Source organism: Citrobacter sp. MGH100 (genome assembly GCF_001034465.1).
Classification (GTDB): Bacteria; Pseudomonadota; Gammaproteobacteria; order Enterobacterales; family Enterobacteriaceae; genus Citrobacter; species Citrobacter youngae.
Map to the genome: position 1 here is coordinate 154,227 of NZ_KQ089802.1, position 19,100 is coordinate 173,326.

Genomic DNA, 19,100 nt, shown 5'->3' on the forward strand with positions numbered 1-19,100 from the left:
TTCACCGTGTCGGGCACTCGCTCGCTGCCAGTCGTACAACTGCTAACAGGCCTACTGTTGTTGGCCTGGCCGTTTTTGATCTGGTTTGGCCTTGCGCATAACAGTCTGCACTGGTTGCTACCGTTGATGGCGCTACTCCTTTTTTTACGCTTTCGCCAGACCCGGCGACAGGCGGGGCCGTTGCGCGTTGTAACACAGGTCGTGGCGGTTGCGGGTATCACGTTGTGCATTGCCAGTTATCTGCTCAAAACACATCAGTTGCTGCTGTTTTATCCGGTAGTGGTAAACGCCGTGATGCTGTCGGTTTTTGGCGGATCGCTTTGGTCCGCGATGCCCATTGTTGAACGCCTGGCGCGGCTGCGCGACCCAAATCTGCCCGAGGCAGGAGTACGCTACACACGCCGTGTGACACAAATCTGGTGCGCCTTTTTCATCATCAACGGCAGCGTTGCGCTCTTTACCGCACTGAATGGCGATATGACCCTGTGGACGACCTGGAACGGTATGGTTTCCTATTTACTGATGGGAACATTGATGGCCGGCGAGTGGTTAGTTCGCCAACTGGTGATAAAACGAGATACCCAATGAAGCAGCCCCTCACACTTGCGCAATGGCTCTGTGACCCACGCCCGAACGACGTCCCTGTTGCGTGGCAGGAAGAGCATACCTGGACGCTGGGTCATCTGCGCCATGATGTGGCCCAGTTGATAACATACCTTCAGCAGCAGGAAGGTGAGCGCTGGGCATTGTGCTTCGAGAACAGCTATTTATTTATCGTCGCGCTGCTGGCCACACTACATGCTGGCAAAACGCCGGTGATCCCTGGGCATTGTCGCGTTTCGTTGTTAAACGAGCAGCACAGGCTGTTTGACGGCGTACTGAGCGATAAAACGCTGGAGTGGCAGGGAACGCTACGGGTGGTCAGTTCTGCCATGACATCCGTGACCCACGACATCACGTTTCCGGCAATACGCAGCGACGCCTTTGTGGAGTTGTTCACTTCCGGTTCGACCGGCCAGCCGAAACGCGTGATCAAACCGATCGCTCGTCTGGATAGCGAAGCGGCATTGCTCGCGACGCGCTTTGCCGATCGTCTCGCAGGTTGCCGGGTGGTCGCATCAGTGGTTCCGCAACATCTGTATGGTCTGACGTTTCGTATCTTCTTGCCAATGGCCTTAGGTCTGCCGCTGCACGCGGCAATGCTATGGTATGCCGAACAACTGGCGGCGCTGAGCCATGAGCATCGGTATGCGTTTATCAGCAGTCCGGCGTTTCTGAAACGCCTCGACCACCACCTGGCACCGCCGCCGGTCGAACTGATTCTGTCTGCGGGCGGTATGCTGCCCTGGCAGGACGTCGCACAGGCTGCTGACTGGCTGAATGTCTGGCCCGATGAGATCTACGGCAGCACTGAAACCGGGATCCTTGCGTGGCGTTATCGCCATCAAGATGATGTGGCATGGCTGCCTTTTCCCGGCGTCAGATTTCAGCCAGAAAATGACGCGTTTCGTGTATTTTCACCGCTAATTACCGCTGATGATGGCCTGTTGCTGGATGATATTCTGCAATTTACCGAAAATGGTCAGTTTCGCCTGATGGGCAGGCGCGGGCGAGTCGTCAAGATTGAAGAGAAACGCATTTCACTCAGCGAAGTGGAGCAACGCTTGCTGGCACTGGACGGTATACGTGATGTCGCGGCATTGCCGGTCTCACGCGGGGGACGCCAGGGCGTTGGCGTCCTGCTGGTACTGGATGACAAAACCCACCAACGCTGGCTCGCGTGCGGAGGAAAACAGCAAGAACTGACCTGGCGACGTTCGCTGTTGCCCTGGCTGGAGCCGGTCGCCGTTCCCCGCTACTGGCGGGTGATTGATGAGATTCCGGTCAACAGTATGAACAAGCGTGTCTATGCGCAATTACAGGAGTTATTTCATGAAACCCCATGAAATCGAGCGCCATCAGGCACAGCCTCAACAGGCTGAGATTGTTTTACATCTCGACCCTTCGCTGTTTTGGTTCAGCGGGCATTTTGCCGTGCAGCCACTACTGCCAGGCGTTGCACAGCTGGATTGGGCGATGCATTACGCCACCACGTTGCTGGTCCCTGGCTGGCGTTTTCACAGTATTCAGAACGTGAAGTTCCAGTCACCGCTATTGCCTGGAACCACCATCACCCTGAGTCTGAGCTGGCAGGAAGAACGTCAGATACTCTCTTTTAGTTATCAGCGCCACGACGGTGAAGCGCGCCATACCGCCAGCAGCGGGAAGATTCGGTTATGTCGCTGACGTTTTCCCCGTGCGTGTTGATCCCCTGCTATAACCACGGCGCAATGATGTCGGGCGTATTGGATCGTCTTCAGCCATTCAATCTCCCCTGCATTGTGGTGGACGATGGCAGCGACAAGACCACACAAGATGAACTGGCACGCCTGGCGGCAGAATACGGCAATCTGACGTTAATTCGCCTGCCGGTCAACGCAGGCAAAGGCGCGGCGGTGATTAGCGGAATTCAGGCGGCGGCAGATGCCGGGTTCAGTCATGCCGTGCAGGTCGATGCCGACGGTCAGCATGCCATTGAAGATATTCCCAGGCTGCTTGCATTGGCAAAAGAACATCCGGCAGCGCTCATTTCCGGGCAACCGATTTACGATGATTCTGTCCCTCGCTCGCGCCTGTACGGACGCTGGGTAACCCACATCTGGGTGTGGATAGAAACGCTCTCGATGCAGCTAAAAGACAGCATGTGCGGCTTCCGGGTGTATCCGGTGACACCTACACTGCAACTGGCACAGCGCGTGACGCTCGGCAAACGGATGGATTTTGATACAGAAGTAATGGTGCGTCTCTACTGGCAAGGCAACCCCAGCTATTTTATCCCCACACGAGTCATCTATCCGCAGGACGGGCTATCCCATTTTGACGCGCTCAAAGACAATCTGCGCATTTCATTAATGCACACTCGCCTGTTTTTTGGCATGTTGCCACGCATCCCCTCCCTGCTTTTTCGTCGTTCATCAACACACTGGGCGCAGCAGCAGGAAGTCAAAGGGCTGTGGGGAATGCGTCTGATGTTGCTGGTCTGGCGTTTACTGGGTCGCAAAGCCTTCTCCCTGCTACTGTATCCGGTAGTCGGCGTTTACTGGCTCACCGCATCAACTGCCCGAAAAGCCTCTCAGAGCTGGATTCGCCGCGTACGGGCGCAACTGATCGCACGCCGGATGCCAGTACCGTCAAACCTGACCAGTTATCAGCATTTCCTGCGTTTTGGCGGCGCGATGCTGGATAAAATTGCCAGCTGGCGCGGTGAGCTGCACGTCGGCCGCGATGTTGTTTTTGCACCAGGCGCAGAAGAGACGCTAAATGTCAGCGACCCGCGAGGAAAACTGCTGCTGGCCTCACATTTGGGCGATGTCGAAGCCTGTCGGGCACTCGCCCAGCTACAGGGCAGTAAAACAATCAATGCGCTGGTATTTAGCGATAACGCCCAACGCTTTAAAAAAATTATGGAAGAGATGGCCCCGCAGGCTGGGTTAAACCTGCTACCGGTGAACGATATTGGCCCGGATACCGCCATTCTGCTCAAAGAGAAACTGGATCGTGGCGAATGGATCGCCATCGTTGGCGATCGCATCGCAGTCACTACCCAACGTGGCGGCGAATGGCGTGTCTGCTGGAGCCGCTTTATGGGGCAAGTTGCGCCCTTCCCACAGGGCCCGTTCATTCTTGCGTCTATTTTACGCTGTCCGGTGGATCTGATTTTCGCCCTGCGCCAGCAGGAGAAACTACGCATCCACTGCGAACCATTTGCTGACCCGCTGCTCTTGCCGCGTGCCACCCGACAACAGGCATTACAGAATAGCGTCGATCGCTACGCCGAACGCCTTGAGCACTATGCACTTCAGTCGCCACTCGACTGGTTTAACTTTTTCGATTTCTGGCAGTTGCCGGACACCAAAGACAAGGAGTAAAGGGTGCTTAACGATCCCCGCTTTACGGCTGAAGTCGAGCTGACTATTCCGTTTCACGACGTCGATATGATGGGTGTAGCGTGGCATGGCAACTACTTCCGCTATTTCGAGATTGCCCGCGAGGCACTGCTGAACCAATTCAATTACGGTTATCGGCAGATGAAAGCGTCCGGCTATTTGTGGCCCGTGGTCGACACCCGGGTGAAGTATCGCAACGCCCTGACTTTCGAGCAGCGTATCCGTGTGCGTGCCCGTATTAAAGAGTTCGAAAATCGCCTGCGTATCGACTACGACATTTTCGATGCTGAAACAGGAAAACGCGCCACAACGGGCTATACCATCCAGGTCGCCGTGGACGAAAAAAGCCGTGAGCTGTGCTTTGTCAGCCCGGATATTTTGTTTGAACGAATGGGAGTGACGCCATGAAATTATGGCCATTGTTGGTGCTGCTCATCAGCCCTTTTGTCAGCGCCCTGACGCTTGATGACCTGCAACAGCGTTTTACCGAACAGCCGGTCGTTCGCGCCCATTTCGATCAAACCCGGACGATAAAAGATCTGCCGCAGCCGCTGCGGTCTCAGGGCAAAATGCTAATCGCCCGTGACCAGGGTCTGTTGTGGGACCAAACCGCGCCGTTCCCGATGCAACTGTTGCTTGATGATAAGCGGATGGTTCAGGTGATTAACGGTCAGCCACCGCAGACCATCACCGCCGAAAACAACCCGCAAATGTTCCAGTTCAATCATCTGCTACGTGCATTATTCCAGGCGGATCGTAAGGTGCTGGAGCAAAACTTCCGCGTGACCTTTACCGACGTAGGGGAGGGGCGCTGGACGTTACGCCTGACGCCAATCACCACGCCACTGGATAAGATTTTCGCGACGATTGATTTAGCCGGCAAGACCTACCTGGAGAGCATTCAGCTCAATGACAAGCAGGGCGATCGCACCGATATCGCGCTTTCCCAACACCAACTGACGCCAGCGCAACTGACCGATGATGAACGCCAACGCTTTGCCGCCCAGTAAACGTCCCGCGCTGTTATGGGGGCTCGCCTGCCTGATTATGCTGGGCGTCTTGTTGACGCTACTCCCGCAGGCCAGGCTCAATAGCAGCGTGCTGGCCATGCTGCCAAAACAGGCAATGGGCGACATTCCCCCGAGCCTGAACGAAGGCTTTATGCAGCGCCTCGACCGGCAACTGGTCTGGCTGGTGAGTCCCGGTAAGCAACCGGACCCGTCGGCGGCGCAAGACTGGCTGACGCTGCTGCAAAAATCGCACGCGCTGGCCCAGGTGAAAGGCCCGATGGACACCGACAGCCAGCAGGCATGGGGGGCTTTCTTCTGGAAACACCGTAACGGCCTGATAGATAACGATACCCGCGCTCGTCTGCAAAACGGCGGCGAAGCCCAGGCCCAGTGGATCCTGTCCCAGCTTTACTCCGCATTCTCCGGTGTCAGCGGCAAAGAGTTGCAAAACGATCCCCTCATGCTGATGCGCGGCTCGCAGTTGGCCATGGCCAAAAATGGCCAGCGTTTACGCCTGATGGACGGCTGGCTGGTCACTCAGGACGAGCAAAGCAACTACTGGTATCTGTTACATGGCGAGCTGACCGGCTCATCGTTTGATATGCAACAGACGCACCAATTGGTCACCACGCTGAATACGCTGGAAGGTGAGTTCAAAGCCCACTATCCGCAGGCACAATTACTGTCTCGCGGAACGCTGTTCTACAGCGATTACGCCAGCCAGCAGGCGAAACAGGATATCTCGACCCTAGGCATAGCGACCGTGATCGGGGTGATCCTGCTCATCGTGGCCGTGTTTCGTTCGCTGCGTCCGCTGCTGATGTGCCTGATTTCAATTGGTATTGGCGCGCTGGCGGGAACCGTCGTCACGTTGCTGATTTTTGGCGAACTCCATCTGATGACGCTGGTGATGAGCATGAGCATCATCGGTATTTCCGCCGATTATACGCTCTACTATTTGACCGAGCGGATGGTGCACGGTGCAGAAACATCGCCATGGCAAAGCCTTGCCAAAGTACGCAATGCCCTGCTCCTGGCACTGCTCACTACCGTGGCGGCTTATCTGATTATGATGCTGGCCCCCTTCCCCGGTATTCGCCAGATGGCGGTATTCGCGGCGGTGGGTCTGAGTGCCTCGTGCCTGACGGTCATTTTCTGGCACCCATGGTTGTGTCACAGGTTGCCGGTGCGCCCGGTTCCGGCAATGGTACTCATGCTACGCTGGCTTGCCGCCTGGCGGCGGAATAAGAAATTATCCGTTGGCCTACCGGTGGCGCTCGCGTTGTTCTCGTTGGCAGGCATGGCAACGCTACGCGTAGACGATGATATCTCCCAGTTACAGGCGCTGCCGCAGGACATTCTCGCTCAGGAAAAAGCAATTACCGCCCTGACCGGGCAAAGCGTCGACCAGAAGTGGTTTGTCGTGTACGGCAAATCCGCTCAACAAACGCTGGAGCGACTGGAAGCCTTTACTCCCGCGCTGGAAGAGGCAAAAAAAGACGGATTACTCAGCGGATATCGCACTATTCCGTTAAATTCGCTCGCCCGGCAGCAGCAGGATCTCACCCTGTTAAAAGATGCCGCGCCCGCCGTCACAAAAGCCTTAAACAGCGCCGGGCTGACAACGGTGAAACCCGATCTTAGCGCTATGCCGGTCACCGTCGATGCCTGGCTTTCCAGCCCGGCCAGTGAAGGCTGGCGCTTACTGTGGCTGTCGCTGGCAGACGGTGAAAGCAGCGTGCTGGTTCCCGTTGAAGGAGTGAAACAAAGTGATGCTTTAAACACGCTCAGCACAAAATATTCCGGCGTTACGTGGGTGGATCGTAAGAGCAGCTTTGACACTCTGTTTGCGCTGTATCGCCATATTCTGACGGGCTTGCTATGCGTTGCGCTGGCAGTAATTGCCAGTGGCGCCGTCATTCGACTTGGCTGGCGTAAAGGCTTTATTAGCCTGGTCCCCTCGGTGCTGTCTTTAGGTTGTGGTCTGGCGGTACTGGCTCTGAGTGGGCACGCGCTCAACCTGTTCTCGCTGCTGGCACTGGTGCTGGTGCTGGGGATTGGCATTAACTACACGCTGTTTTTCAGTAATCCACGCGGTACGCCACTGACGTCGCTACTGGCTATCACACTGGCGATGATGACTACGCTCCTGACGCTCGGCATGCTGGTCTTTAGTGCCACTCAGGCAATCAGCAGTTTTGGCATTGTATTGGTGAGCGGTATTTTCACTGCATTTTTGCTGTCACCGCTGGCGATGCCAACGAAAAGAGAGAAGAAAAAAAGATGATGTTATCGACATTTTTTGCCGGGTGGCGGATTCGCCTTATCAGGCCGTTAATGATAGCGCTCGCCGCACTGATTCTTGCCGGTTGCAGCCACACACAGCCGGAACAGCAAGGCCGCCCGCAAGCCTGGTTAGAGCCGGGAACACGTGTGACGCTACCTGCTCCGGGGATTTCTCCCGCGGTGAATTCACAACAGCTGCTGACCGGAAGTTTTAACGGCAAAACGCAGTCGCTGTTGGTCATGCTTAATGCTGATGATAAGAAAATCACACTGGCCGGGTTGTCATCAGTTGGCATTCGCCTGTTCCTCGTGACTTACGATGAAAAAGGATTGCACACCGAACAATCGATCATCGTTCCGCAACTGCCGCCCGCAAGCCAGGTGCTGGCTGACGTGATGCTTAGTCATTGGCCAATTAGCGCCTGGCAACCGCAATTACCTCAAGGCTGGACGCTCGTCGATACGGGCGATACACGTGAACTGCGCAATAGCCGCGGCAAACTGGTCACGGAAATCACGTATCTGAATCGCAAAGGAAAACGCGAACCGATCAGCATTGAGCAGCACGTATTTAAATACCACATCACCATTCAATACCTGGGTGACTGAGATGATCTACATTTCTGCCGTTGGCATGATTAACGCGTTGGGCAATAACACCGATGAAATCGCCGCCAACCTCACACGTGGCATAGCGCCGGGAATGCGTCCGCGCGCGAACTGGCTACAAGGACATCCACCCGCCGTATTAGCAGGTGTAGACGGTGATCTGCCCGCGATCCCTCAGCAATTTAGCGCACATCGTTCGCGCAATAACCAGCTACTGCTGGCTGCACTGGCACAAATCCAGCCACAGGTAGACGACGCTATCGCCCGGTTTGGCCGCGATCGTATTGCTGTCGTTCTCGGCACCAGCACCTCCGGTCTGAATGAAGGTGACGTTCACGTTGATCTGATGCTCAACGACAAAGAGAGCACCGACTGGCGCTACCCGCAGCAGGAACTGGGCGATCCGTCGCGTTTTCTTAGCCACTGGCTGGCGCTGGATGGCCCGGCCTTTACGCTCTCAACCGCCTGCTCGTCCAGTGCACGGGCTATCATGAGCGGGCGTCGCTTAATCGAATCTGGTCTGGTGGATATTGCCATTGTCGGCGGTGCAGATACGCTAAGTCGGATGCCCATCAACGGTTTCCACAGTCTGGAATCGCTCTCCCCAACGCGATGTCAGCCGTTTGGCCGCGACCGCAGTGGGATCACCATCGGCGAAGGCGCCGCCTTGATGGTATTAACCCGCGAGCCACAGCCCATTGCGCTGCTGGGCGTCGGCGAATCCAGCGATGCATACCATATTTCGGCTCCCCACCCGCAGGGAGAAGGTGCCATTCGCGCCATAGGCCAGGCACTTAACGACGCAAGAATGACACCGGAACACGTGGGCTATATCAATCTGCACGGAACGGCCACTCCGCTCAACGATCAGATTGAGTCCAACGTCGTAAGCACGCTATTTGGCGACACGGTCCCATGCAGTTCAACCAAACACCTGACCGGGCACACGCTGGGCGCGGCCGGGATCACCGAAGCAGCAATCAGTATGCTGATTCTGCAACGCAACCTGCCCCTGCCACCGCAGGATTTTAGCCAGTCGCCGCGCGATGAAACATTGCCACCCTGCGGCATCATTGAACAACCGCAGCCGCTGACTCGCCCGGTAATCTTATCTAACTCGTTCGCCTTCGGCGGTAATAATGCCAGCATCCTGCTCGGGAGAATCTCATGAGCCACTATTTATCACCGGGCGATTATTTACCGCATGACGCGCCGATGCTGCTCCTTGAAGAGGTCGTCAGTGTGGCGGACGAAACCGCCACCTGCCACGTGACGGTATCGGCAAACAGCGTACTGGCCCCTTTCCTCGACCCCGATGGCAATCTGCCCGGCTGGTTCGCACTGGAATTAATGGCGCAGACCATTGGCGTCTGGTCTGGCTGGCACCGCCAGCAACACGGTCAGGCGAGTATTGCATTAGGTATGGTGCTGGGCGCACGCGAGTTAGTCTGTGCTGCGGGTGTTCTGCCTGCCGGGAAGCGGCTGAGCATCCATGTCAAATTGCTGATGCAGGATGCACGATTCGGTAGCTTTGAATGCGTCATTCAGGCAGACAACAAGACGCTGGCAACCGGTCGCGTCAACACCTTCCAGCCGACAACAGAAGAAATTAACACGCTATTTCAACAAGGAGCGTCCACATGAGTCGTTCAGTTTTAGTTACGGGTGCCAGCAAAGGTATCGGTCGCGCCATCGCCAGACAACTGGCGGCAGACGGCTTTGTGGTCGGCGTGCACTATCATCGCGATGCACAAGGTGCACAAGACACGCTGGAGGCTATCCTCGCCGCTGGCGGCGCAGGGCGTCTGTTGACGTTTGACGTTGCCAATCGCGAGCAATGCCGTGAAGTACTGGAGCACGATATTGAGGTTAACGGCGCATGGTACGGCATTGTCAGCAACGCCGGGGTAACGCGTGATGCCGCCTTCCCTGCGCTCAGCGATAACGACTGGGATGCGGTGATCCACACCAACCTCGACAGCTTTTACAACGTCATTCATCCGTGCATTATGCCGATGATTAGCGCACGCCAGGGGGGTCGTATCATCACACTGTCTTCGGTATCCGGCGTGATGGGCAACCGCGGTCAGGTTAATTACAGTGCAGCAAAAGCCGGTATTATTGGCGCCACCAAAGCGCTGGCCATCGAACTGGCAAAACGCAAAATTACCGTAAACTGTATTGCACCAGGACTGATTGATACCGGGATGATCGAGATGGAAGAAGCCGCATTGAAAGAGGCGATGTCGATGATCCCCATGAAACGGATAGGTCAGGCTGAAGAAGTGGCCGGGCTTGCCAGTTATTTAATGTCGGATGTGGCGGGCTATGTCACTCGCCAGGTGATTTCCATCAATGGAGGGATGTTATGACACGTCGTGTCGTGATTACAGGCATGGGCGGCGTCACCGCCTTTGGCGAAAACTGGCAGGATGTCTCAGCCAGGCTATTGGCGTATGAAAATGCGGTACGCAAAATGCCGGAGTGGCAGGTTTATGACGGACTGCACACGCTGTTGGGTGCGCCGATCGATAACTTCACTCTGCCGGAACACTATACCCGCAAGCGCATTCGCGCCATGGGTCGCGTGTCGCTGATGTCCACTCGCGCATCAGAACTGGCGTTAGAACAAGCCGGACTGATTGGCGATCGGGTACTGACCAACGGTGAAACCGGAATAGCATACGGTTCCTCCACAGGCAGCACCGGGCCGGTGAGTGAGTTCGCGACCATGCTGACCGAGAAGCACACCAATAACATCACCGGCACGACCTACGTGCAAATGATGCCGCACACCACGGCTGTTAACACCGGATTGTTTTTCGGCCTGCGTGGGCGAGTCATCCCGACATCCAGCGCCTGCACCTCCGGTAGCCAGGCAATTGGTTACGCATGGGAAGCCATCCGACACGGTTATCAAACGGTGATGGTTGCCGGCGGTGCAGAAGAACTGTGCCCTTCCGAAGCCGCCGTATTTGATACGCTGTTCGCCACCAGCCAGCGCAACGACGAACCGAAAACCACCCCCTCCCCATTCGATGAAAAACGCGATGGTCTGGTCATCGGGGAAGGTGCTGGTACGCTGGTGCTGGAAGAGTTGGAACACGCTAAAGCGCGCGGAGCAACGATTTACGGTGAAATCGTCGGCTTTGCCACTAACTGCGATGCTGCCCATATCACCCAGCCACAGCGTGAGACAATGCAGATTTGCATGGAAAAATCGCTGAGCATGGCCGGTATTAGCGCCCGGGATATCGGCTATATTTCAGCGCACGGTACCGCTACCGATCGTGGCGATATTGCAGAAAGTCAGGCGACTGCCGCAATTTATGGTGATAATGTGCCGCTATCCTCGCTTAAAAGCTATTTTGGGCATACCCTTGGCGCTTGTGGCGCACTGGAGGCCTGGATGAGTCTGCAAATGATGCGTGAAGGCTGGTTTGCGCCTACGCTGAATTTGAGTCAGCCAGATGCCAATTGTGGCGCGCTGGATTACATTATGGGTGAAGCCCGCAAGATTGATTGCGAGTTTTTGCAGAGCAATAACTTTGCGTTTGGCGGCATCAATACTTCTATCATCATCAAACGTTGGCCGTGATATGTACCGGATCGTTCTAGGGAAAGTTTCTGATTTAAGCACCGGCGTGCTGCCTCATGCGCTCTATGAGCAGGCACCGCAGGGTGCTCGCCGCGCACGCTGGTTGGCTGGCCGCGTGCTGCTTTCCCATGCCCTTTCCCCATTGCCTGATATCGTCTACGGCGAGCAAGGAAAACCGGCCTTTTCAGCCGACACGCCGCTGTGGTTCAATCTTAGCCACAGCGGTGATGACATTGCTCTGCTGCTTAGCGACGAAGGGGAAGTGGGCTGCGATATTGAAGTCGTGCGCCCGCGCGAAAACTGGAAGACGCTGGCGAATACGGTGTTCAGTCTTGGGGAACATGCCGAAATCGAAGCAGAACATCCGGAACACCAACTGGCGGCTTTCTGGCGCATCTGGACGCGCAAAGAAGCCATCGTTAAGCAGCGTGGCGGCAGCGCCTGGCAAATTGTCAGCGTCGATAGCACTACACTGACATCCTCGCTCTCCGTTAGCCAGTGCCAGCTCGAAACCCTGAGTCTGGCCGTGTGCACGCCAACGCCATTTACCCTGACAGCCGACGCCGTGCAGAGGCTGTAACTCCCGCATTCCCTGTGCGCCGACGCGCGACATGAAAGGTTAACTGCAGATGCAACGAGTCACCATTACTCTCGATGACGATTTACTGGAAACGCTGGATAGCCTGAGCCAGCGCCGTGGTTACAACAACCGTTCTGAAGCGATTCGCGATATTTTGCGTGGTGCGCTGGCGCAGGAAACGACCCAGGAGCATGGCACTCAGGGCTTCGCGGTACTCTCGTATGTTTATGAACATGAGAAGCGTGATTTGGCCAGCCGCATTGTTTCGACGCAGCACCATCACCATGATTTATCGGTCGCTACGCTACACGTTCACATCAACCATGACGACTGCCTGGAAATCGCCGTACTAAAAGGCGACATGGGCGATGTTCAGCATTTTGCCGATGATGTGATTTCCCAGCGCGGAGTGCGCCACGGTCATTTGCAGTGCCTGCCGAAAGAAGAGTAATTACCTGTTTCGTTGCCGGGGGCGCTTCGCTTGCCCGGCCTACACCCGTTCTCGTTTGTAGGCCGGATAAGGCGTAGCCGCCATCCGGCAATAATGTTCACGCCATCGTGCCAATCGTCTTTCTAAAGCGCAGCAGCGCTATCAGGAAGAACGCACTGCCAATCGCCAGCAACGTCAGAAACTGCGGCCAGACGATGCCGAACCCTGCGCCACGATAAAGAATCGCCTGCGCCAGGCTGACAAAGTGGGTGGTCGGCATCGTCAGCATGATGTCCTGTACGGCCTGCGGCATGCTTTCACGCGGCGTAGAGCCGCCGGAGAGCATCTGTAACGGCAACAGCACCAGAATCATCAGCAATCCCAGTTGCGGCATGGAGCGCGCCAGCGTGCCCATAAAAATACCGATCGAGGTGGTCGCGAACAGGCTCAGCGCCACGCCCAGCATAAACAGCGGTATCGAACCTTCAATGGGTACGCCAAGCACACCTTTTACCATCAGCATCAGCGACAGACCGGAAACCACCAGCACCACCAGCCCCATCGACCAGATTTTTGCCATCATGATCTCAAACGGCGTTACCGGCATCACCAGCAGATGCTCAATGGTCCCGTGCTCACGTTCGCGAATTAGCGCCGAGCCGGTAAGCACAATCGCCAGCATGGTAATGTTGTTGATGATTGCCATCACCGCGCCAAAACGGGCAGGTTCCAGATTGGGGTTAAAGCGCATGCGCATTTCCAGCGCCACCGGCGGCTCACTGTTGTCACGGTAACGCGCCACAAAGCTGTTCACTTCGCCGCTGATGATATTCTGGATATAACTGTTGCCGGTAAAGGCCTGGCTCATCCGCGTGGCATCGACGTTAACCTGAATATCCGGCTGTCTTCCTGCCAGCACATCGCGCTGAAAATCAGGCGGAATGTTCACGGCGAAGGTGTAGCGTCCGGCATCCAGCCCGGCATCCATCTCATCGGCGGTGATCATCTCCGGCGGTAAAAACCACGGGCGATAAAAGCTGTTCACAATCCGGTTCGACAGCTGTGACTGGTCCATATCGGCAATAGCAATCGGCGCCAGATGCAGCGAACCCGGCAGGACGGTCGCGGAAGAATAAACCGAAATCGTGAAGGCAAAGACGATCAGCGTCAGCATCGCTTTGTCGCCCAGCAGGCTGCGTAACTCTTTGATGCCGAGGTTATAAATATTGCGTAATCGGCGCATCACCCCTCCTGTTTTTTCAGCAGTAATACGCTCAGACCGATCACCACCGGAATGGCGATTGCCAGCGGCATAAACAGCTGCCAGAGATCCGTCAGATCCAACGCTTTAGAGAACGTTCCACGCGCAATGGTCAAAAAATGACTGGTCGGGTAGATTTCGCCAATCCAGCGGCCCGGCCCTTCGAGCGAGGCGACCGGATCGATCATCCCGGAAAACTGCGTCGCCGGGATAAGCGTAATAATCGCCGTACCAAAAATGGCCGCGATCTGGCTTTTCATAAACGTGGAGATTAACAGCCCCAGCCCGGTGGCAATGGTGACGTACAGCAGCGCGGCCAGCGTCAGGGTCATAAAGCTGCCCTTATGCGGCACGCCGAACACAAACACCGACAGCGCGCACAGCAGCAGAAAGTTCAGCATGCCCAGCACGATGTAAGGCAACTGTTTGCCGAGCAAAAACTCACTGCGGGTCGTGGGCGTGACGTACAGGTTGATAATCGATCCGAGCTCTTTCTCGCGCACTACGCTGAGTGCGCTGAGCATGGAAGGGATCATCATCAACAACAGCGGGATCACCGCCGGAACAATCGCCGGCAGGCTCTTCACATCCGGGTTGTAACGATAACGGGTTTCAATGGTCATCAGCCCGTTTTGCCCACTGGCATTGGGCTGACGCGCCATCACATCCTGCAGCCAGGTCTGGTGCATCGCCTGCACGTAACCTCTGACCGTTTCAGCGCGGCTCGGCATTGCGCCATCGACCCAGACGCCAATCTTCACCGGCGTGCCACGCGCGATATCGCGGCCAAAGTTTGGCGGGATCTCTATTGCTACCGCCACTTCGCCCGAACGCATTCGCTTGTCCAGCTCGTCATAACTGGTGAGCGGCGGCTGCTCAATAAAATAGCGCGATCCCGCCAGATTCAGCGTCCACGCCTGGCTGCTGACGGTCTGGTCACGATCGAGCACCGAAAAACGCAGATTTTCCACGTCCATGCTGATGCCGTAGCCCATGATCAGCATCAGGATCACCGTCCCCATCAGCGCCAGCGTTGAACGCACCGGGTCCCGCCGCAGCTCCAGAGCTTCACGGCGGCTGTAGCTGAACAAGCGCCGCAGGCTAAAGCCCTGCCGCGGCGGCTGACTGTTTTCATGCACCAGCGGAGCAGTCGCTTGCGAAAGCGTCGCTTCCGGCGCCGGGCCTGCTGCTTCCTGTAGCCAGGAGATAAAAGCCTCTTCCAGGCTGGCGGCACCACGCTGTTTCACCAGCTCCTGCGGCGTGCCGCTGGCGAGTACTTTTCCGGCGTGCATCAGCGACATACGGTCGCAGCGCTCCGCTTCGTTCATAAAGTGGGTGGAGATAAAAATGGTGACTTTATCCTGACGCGACAGATCAACCATCAGTTGCCAGAACATGTCCCTTGCCACCGGATCGACCCCGGAGGTCGGCTCATCAAGAATCAACATTTCAGGGCGATGGATCACCGCCACCGCCAGCGACAGGCGTTGACGGATCCCCAACGGCAGCGCACCGGGCAACGTGTCTTCGACATCGGTCAGCGAAAAGCGCTCGCTCATCTCTTGTACCCGCCCGGGGATTTCCGCTTCGGGGATATGGAACAGTCGCGCGTGTAGCTCAAGGTTTTGCCGCACGGTCAGCTCGCTGTAGAGCGAAAACGCCTGCGACATATAGCCTACCCGGCGGCGGGTATCGATATTCTTCGGGTCAACCGCTTGCCCAAACAGCCACGCCTCACCTTCGCTTGCGGGCAGCAGACCGGTGAGCATCTTCATGGTGGTGGATTTACCGCAGCCGTTGGAGCCGAGAAAGCCGAAGATCTCCCCGCGGGGAATACGAAAGTTAACGTGGTCAACGGCGACAAACTTGCCGAAGCGCATGGTCAGATCTTTCGCCTCAATGGCAATCTCTTCCTGCTCAGCGTGATACGGCGGGATCACCACCGGTTTGTGCGCCTGACGCTGCGCTTCAGGTAACAACGCAATAAACGCCTGCTCCAGCGTGGCGCTGTTGGTTTGTTCTCGTAGCTGCTGGGCGCTGCCGGTGGCCAATACCTCACCCGCGTTCATCGCCACCAGCCAGTCAAAGCGCTCGGCTTCTTCCATATAGGCGGTGGCGACCAGCACGCTCATATTGGTCTGACGCTGGCGAATGCTGTTAATCAGATCCCAGAACTGGGCGCGGGACAGCGGGTCTACCCCGGTGGTGGGTTCATCAAGAATGAGCAATTCCGGGTCGTGGATTAACGCGCAGCACAGCCCCAGCTTTTGCTTCATCCCACCCGAGAGTTTCCCGGCAGGACGATCGCGAAACGGCGCCAGTCCGGTGCTATTCAGTAGCTCGGTAATCCGCGCTTCGCGTTCCGCTTTGTCATGACCAAACAGCCGGGCAAAGAAGTCGACGTTCTCATACACCGACAGCGTGTGGTACAGGTTTTTACCCAGCCCTTGCGGCATCCAGGCAATACGCGGGCAGACATCCCGGCGATGTTTTGGGTCGCGCATATCGCCGCCCAGCACCATCACGTTGCCGTGTTCAATCACCCGCGCACCGGAAATAAGCGACAGCAGGCTCGATTTTCCGACGCCATCCGGGCCAATCAGCCCCACCATACAGCGGGCGGGGATATCCAGCGTGATGTTGTTCAGCGCTACCGTTTTCCCGTAATGCTGACTCACGCCGTCAAGGTGCGCCACGGGAGGAACGGGAACCAGCGCCAGATGCGTCATTGCGGCAACCTCACCACCAGGTCGTCAGGCCAGGGGCGATTTTCATCCAGACGCACCCAGGCCATGCCCGGCAGACCGGTTTTCACGTACTCCAGATGCTGCTGCAACAGCTCTGGTGGAATACGCGCTTTGACGCGAAACATCAGCTTCAGCCGTTCATCGCTGGTTTCAACCGTTTTCGGCGTGAACTGCGCGACGCTAGCCACAAAGCTGATGGTCGCCGGAATACGCAGATCCGGTGCGGCATCCAGCACCAGTCGCGCTTCACCGCCAATCTTCAGCAGGCCAGCCTGTTCGGTCGGCAAGAAGAATGTCATGTAGACATCGCTGAGATCGACCATATTCAGCACGCGCCCGCCCGCGGAAAGCACCTCGCCCGGTTCGGCGACACGGTACTGCACGCGACCATCGCGCGGGGCTTTCAGCTCGCTGTCATCAATATCAGCGGCAATACGACGTTCGGTGGCCTGCGCGGCTTCTACGCGGGTTTGCGCCTGAATAATGCTGGTACGGGCGGCTTCAATTGCGGCTTTTGCCGCAGAGACCTGCGCCTTGGCGGATTCCAGCGCCGCGCGCGCGCTTTCCGCCGCAGCCCTGTCGTCATCCAGCTGTTGCTCAGACACGGCCCCACGCTGGGATAGCGAACGGGAGCGCACGTGACGTTTAGAGACCGACTGCAGTTCCGCCTCGCGCTGTTTTACCACCGACTGCGCGGCGCGCATTTCACTTTGCCGTTGTTCCAGCAACGCCCGTGCCGCCGCAACTGCACTTTCCGCTTCTTTGATTTGCGCGACCGCTTCCAGCCGCTGCTCGTGCAGCACGCGGGTATCCATTTTCGCCAGCACCTCGCCCTGACGAACGAACTGCCCTTCCGATACGAGGATCGTATCAATACGTCCGGCAATTTTGGTGGCAATATCCACTTCAGTGGCTTCAATTCTGCCGTTGCTGGCGGCAAACCCTTCCGGTATCCCCGCAGGACGCAACATCCACCATGCTATTGCAGCAACCACCACCACAATACCCGCGCCCCACCACACCAGATGACGCTTAATCTTATCCATATTCGACCCGCCGTAATCCCTGTTATCAAACGATGCGTGTCACAAAACCCACTGAACTGCTATTCAGTGAGAGATTCCATCCGGGATGAGAAGGAATGATAAACGATGGCCAAAGAGCGGACAGGCGTTATAGCAACGCATACCGCGAAGGAAGTGAATGACGAAAATGCTGTGAAATCGGGTAGTAATGTTGTCATCATCAGCGTTCCTGGCCGGAAATGAAACACGCATACTCATAACTGCTATCTATTGAATACTAACACCTGGATTCGATATGTCTATTCGGTTGTTCTCGCTATGTCATCGGGCAAAACAGTGTCCGGCAATCCACTCGCCGGACAAGCTTTTGGCGAGTGTTCTGTTTAAAACGCGTGTTGGTATAGCCGCAACGCATCATCTGCCGTGAGCAGAACAGGATTGTTATCCAGAAGACGAGTCTGCTGCATGGCATCCTGAGCCAATATCGCCAGCGTTTCAGCAGGTATATCGACATCGCGCAGCTTTTTCGGTGCACCCGATTCAGCAATAATGCGTACCATCGCAGCAATAAATATCGCGGCATCTTTCTCCATATTCCCCGACACCTCCTCGCCAATAACAGCAGCCAGCTCGGCATAGTACGGCGCAGCGACTGGCGCATTAAACTGCAGCACCGGAATCAGCATCAACGCATTCGACAACCCATGTGGAATATGGTGTCGTGCGCCAAGGGGATAAGCCAGCGCATGCACTGCGGCCACTGGGGAATTGGCAAAAGCCTGGCCTGCCAGCATCGCGCCCAGCAGAACATTTTCTCGCGCTTCACGGTTGTTCCCATCACGGCAGGCAGTCACCAGATGGCGGCTAATTAAGCGTAATGCTTCCCGCGCCAGCGCATCCGAAATGGGGTTCTTCTTATGTTTACCGGTATAAGCCTCAATGGCATGCACCATCGCGTCGATGCCAGCCGCCGCCGTATGAACCGGAGGAAGTCCAAGCGTCAATTGCGCATCCAGCAGCACCAAATCGCCATATAGCTGTGGTGCGACAATCCCCATTTTGCTGTCATCATTGGTCGTCAAAATCGAAATATTAGTGACTTCTGAGCCCGTCCCTGCCGTGGTAGGGATGTTAATCAGCGGCAGACGCTGCCCGGAAACTTTGCCAATACCGTAAAGCGCCTGCAGATCTTGCTCAGAGTTGATTAACACGGCCACCAGCTTCGCGACATCCAGCGAGGAGCCGCCGCCCAGACCAATGACCATGTCGCAATGGTCATCACGAGCAACCTGTAAGGCTTCCCGGACAAGACGTTCCTGCGGATCGGGTTGGACCCGATCATAGACCGTCACCTGAAACCCTGCCTCTTGCAGGCTATGCAAAACAGGCGGCAGAATCCCTGCTTTGACCAGTCCGGGGTCGGTCACCAACAACACGCGACGCGCGCTAAATCGCGGCTGAATAATCTCCCCTGCTCGTGATGCTCCCGCCCACTCGACGATAATTTCCGGTACAGTTGAAAACGTAAAATCCTTCATGACATTGTTCATTGATGTACTCCTGGTAGT

18 protein-coding genes are annotated in these 19,100 nt (G+C 56.4%); 14 read left to right on the forward strand and 4 right to left on the reverse strand.

Translation table 11 applies throughout. The features are described 5' to 3' along the window. The first annotated feature begins 6 nt into the window (after nt 1-6). From SK32_RS18640 to nikR, 14 genes are read left to right on the forward strand one after another with little or no spacing between them, the layout of a single operon-like run. Nucleotides 7-588 carry a COG4648 family protein gene (locus tag SK32_RS18640; RefSeq protein WP_048213597.1) on the forward strand — a complete coding sequence of 194 codons (582 nt, stop codon included), beginning with the start codon at nt 7-9 and terminating at the stop codon, nt 586-588. Beyond that, nucleotides 585-1,946, forward strand: coding sequence for an AMP-binding protein (locus SK32_RS18645; protein WP_048213598.1), 1,362 nt, complete (start codon nt 585-587; stop codon nt 1,944-1,946). Before SK32_RS18640 ends, SK32_RS18645 begins: the two co-directional genes overlap by 4 nt. Further along, the gene (locus SK32_RS18650) at nt 1,933-2,286 is read left to right on the forward strand and encodes an ApeI family dehydratase (RefSeq protein WP_048213599.1); all 354 of its coding nucleotides are present in this window, start codon (nt 1,933-1,935) and stop codon (nt 2,284-2,286) included. Before SK32_RS18645 ends, SK32_RS18650 begins: the two co-directional genes overlap by 14 nt. After that, nucleotides 2,277-3,968, forward strand: coding sequence for a glycosyltransferase family 2 protein (locus SK32_RS18655; RefSeq protein ID WP_048213600.1), 1,692 nt, complete (start codon nt 2,277-2,279; stop codon nt 3,966-3,968). The genes SK32_RS18650 and SK32_RS18655 overlap by 10 nt, the downstream gene beginning before the upstream one ends. Before the next feature lie 3 nt (nt 3,969-3,971). Then, nucleotides 3,972-4,394 carry an acyl-CoA thioesterase gene (locus tag SK32_RS18660; protein WP_048213601.1) on the forward strand — a complete coding sequence of 141 codons (423 nt, stop codon included), beginning with the start codon at nt 3,972-3,974 and terminating at the stop codon, nt 4,392-4,394. Then, a complete protein-coding gene (locus tag SK32_RS18665) occupies nt 4,391-4,996 on the forward strand; it encodes a LolA family protein (protein ID WP_048213602.1) in 606 nt (201 codons plus the stop codon). Before SK32_RS18660 ends, SK32_RS18665 begins: the two co-directional genes overlap by 4 nt. Continuing rightward, complete coding sequence (locus tag SK32_RS18670; RefSeq protein ID WP_048213603.1) at nt 4,965-7,283, forward strand: MMPL family transporter; 2,319 nt, start codon at nt 4,965-4,967, stop codon at nt 7,281-7,283. The genes SK32_RS18665 and SK32_RS18670 overlap by 32 nt, the downstream gene beginning before the upstream one ends. Beyond that, on the forward strand, nt 7,280-7,891 hold the full coding sequence (locus tag SK32_RS18675; RefSeq protein ID WP_071887398.1) for a DUF3261 domain-containing protein: 612 nt from the start codon (nt 7,280-7,282) through the stop codon (nt 7,889-7,891). Before SK32_RS18670 ends, SK32_RS18675 begins: the two co-directional genes overlap by 4 nt. Nucleotide 7,892: 1 nt before the next feature. Next, nucleotides 7,893-9,062, forward strand: coding sequence for a beta-ketoacyl-[acyl-carrier-protein] synthase family protein (locus tag SK32_RS18680; protein ID WP_048213604.1), 1,170 nt, complete (start codon nt 7,893-7,895; stop codon nt 9,060-9,062). Beyond that, on the forward strand, nt 9,059-9,535 hold the full coding sequence (locus tag SK32_RS18685; protein ID WP_048213605.1) for a hotdog family protein: 477 nt from the start codon (nt 9,059-9,061) through the stop codon (nt 9,533-9,535). The genes SK32_RS18680 and SK32_RS18685 overlap by 4 nt, the downstream gene beginning before the upstream one ends. After that, nucleotides 9,532-10,263, forward strand: coding sequence for a 3-ketoacyl-ACP reductase FabG2 (locus tag SK32_RS18690; protein ID WP_048213606.1), 732 nt, complete (start codon nt 9,532-9,534; stop codon nt 10,261-10,263). Before SK32_RS18685 ends, SK32_RS18690 begins: the two co-directional genes overlap by 4 nt. Then, nucleotides 10,260-11,489: a beta-ketoacyl-ACP synthase gene (locus SK32_RS18695; RefSeq protein WP_048213607.1), complete on the forward strand. Its 1,230-nt coding sequence runs from the start codon at nt 10,260-10,262 to the stop codon at nt 11,487-11,489. The genes SK32_RS18690 and SK32_RS18695 overlap by 4 nt, the downstream gene beginning before the upstream one ends. Before the next feature lies 1 nt (nt 11,490). Further along, nucleotides 11,491-12,069: a 4'-phosphopantetheinyl transferase AcpT gene (gene acpT, locus SK32_RS18700; RefSeq protein WP_048213608.1), complete on the forward strand. Its 579-nt coding sequence runs from the start codon at nt 11,491-11,493 to the stop codon at nt 12,067-12,069. Between the two features lie 49 nt (nt 12,070-12,118). Next, nucleotides 12,119-12,520, forward strand: coding sequence for a nickel-responsive transcriptional regulator NikR (gene nikR, locus SK32_RS18705; protein ID WP_005121550.1), 402 nt, complete (start codon nt 12,119-12,121; stop codon nt 12,518-12,520). A gap of 97 nt (nt 12,521-12,617) precedes the next feature. Here the strand turns inward: nikR and SK32_RS18710 are convergent, their stop codons facing one another. From SK32_RS18710 to SK32_RS18725, 4 genes are all read right to left on the reverse strand, one after another. After that, nucleotides 12,618-13,742: an ABC transporter permease gene (locus SK32_RS18710; RefSeq protein ID WP_048213609.1), complete on the reverse strand. Its 1,125-nt coding sequence runs from the start codon at nt 13,740-13,742 to the stop codon at nt 12,618-12,620. Continuing rightward, complete coding sequence (rbbA, locus tag SK32_RS18715) at nt 13,742-16,489, reverse strand: ribosome-associated ATPase/putative transporter RbbA (protein ID WP_048213610.1); 2,748 nt, start codon at nt 16,487-16,489, stop codon at nt 13,742-13,744. Before rbbA ends, SK32_RS18710 begins: the two co-directional genes overlap by 1 nt. Then, nucleotides 16,486-17,553 (reverse strand): HlyD family secretion protein, encoded by a 1,068-nt coding sequence (locus SK32_RS18720; protein WP_048213611.1) that lies wholly within the window; start codon nt 17,551-17,553, stop codon nt 16,486-16,488. The genes rbbA and SK32_RS18720 overlap by 4 nt, the downstream gene beginning before the upstream one ends. Nucleotides 17,554-17,915: 362 nt before the next feature. Continuing rightward, nucleotides 17,916-19,082 carry an iron-containing alcohol dehydrogenase gene (locus SK32_RS18725; RefSeq protein ID WP_048213612.1) on the reverse strand — a complete coding sequence of 389 codons (1,167 nt, stop codon included), beginning with the start codon at nt 19,080-19,082 and terminating at the stop codon, nt 17,916-17,918. Nucleotides 19,083-19,100 lie beyond the last annotated feature (18 nt).

Bases quoted from the DNA above. Each gene is read 5' to 3' on its own strand.
- SK32_RS18720 (WP_048213611.1), bottom strand. From the start codon at position 17,553: ATGGATAAGATTAAGCGTCATCTGGTGTGGTGGGGCGCGGGTATTGTG.
- SK32_RS18655 (WP_048213600.1), top strand. From the start codon at position 2,277: ATGTCGCTGACGTTTTCCCCGTGCGTGTTGATCCCCTGCTATAACCAC.
- SK32_RS18725 (WP_048213612.1), bottom strand. From the start codon at position 19,082: ATGAACAATGTCATGAAGGATTTTACGTTTTCAACTGTACCGGAAATT.
- acpT (WP_048213608.1), top strand. From the start codon at position 11,491: ATGTACCGGATCGTTCTAGGGAAAGTTTCTGATTTAAGCACCGGCGTG.
- SK32_RS18710 (WP_048213609.1), bottom strand. From the start codon at position 13,742: ATGCGCCGATTACGCAATATTTATAACCTCGGCATCAAAGAGTTACGC.
- SK32_RS18690 (WP_048213606.1), top strand. From the start codon at position 9,532: ATGAGTCGTTCAGTTTTAGTTACGGGTGCCAGCAAAGGTATCGGTCGC.
- SK32_RS18675 (WP_071887398.1), top strand. From the start codon at position 7,280: ATGATGTTATCGACATTTTTTGCCGGGTGGCGGATTCGCCTTATCAGG.
- SK32_RS18645 (WP_048213598.1), top strand. From the start codon at position 585: ATGAAGCAGCCCCTCACACTTGCGCAATGGCTCTGTGACCCACGCCCG.
- SK32_RS18695 (WP_048213607.1), top strand. From the start codon at position 10,260: ATGACACGTCGTGTCGTGATTACAGGCATGGGCGGCGTCACCGCCTTT.
- nikR (WP_005121550.1), top strand. From the start codon at position 12,119: ATGCAACGAGTCACCATTACTCTCGATGACGATTTACTGGAAACGCTG.
- rbbA (WP_048213610.1), bottom strand. From the start codon at position 16,489: ATGACGCATCTGGCGCTGGTTCCCGTTCCTCCCGTGGCGCACCTTGAC.
- SK32_RS18685 (WP_048213605.1), top strand. From the start codon at position 9,059: ATGAGCCACTATTTATCACCGGGCGATTATTTACCGCATGACGCGCCG.
- SK32_RS18670 (WP_048213603.1), top strand. From the start codon at position 4,965: ATGATGAACGCCAACGCTTTGCCGCCCAGTAAACGTCCCGCGCTGTTA.
- SK32_RS18680 (WP_048213604.1), top strand. From the start codon at position 7,893: ATGATCTACATTTCTGCCGTTGGCATGATTAACGCGTTGGGCAATAAC.
- SK32_RS18665 (WP_048213602.1), top strand. From the start codon at position 4,391: ATGAAATTATGGCCATTGTTGGTGCTGCTCATCAGCCCTTTTGTCAGC.
- SK32_RS18650 (WP_048213599.1), top strand. From the start codon at position 1,933: ATGAAACCCCATGAAATCGAGCGCCATCAGGCACAGCCTCAACAGGCT.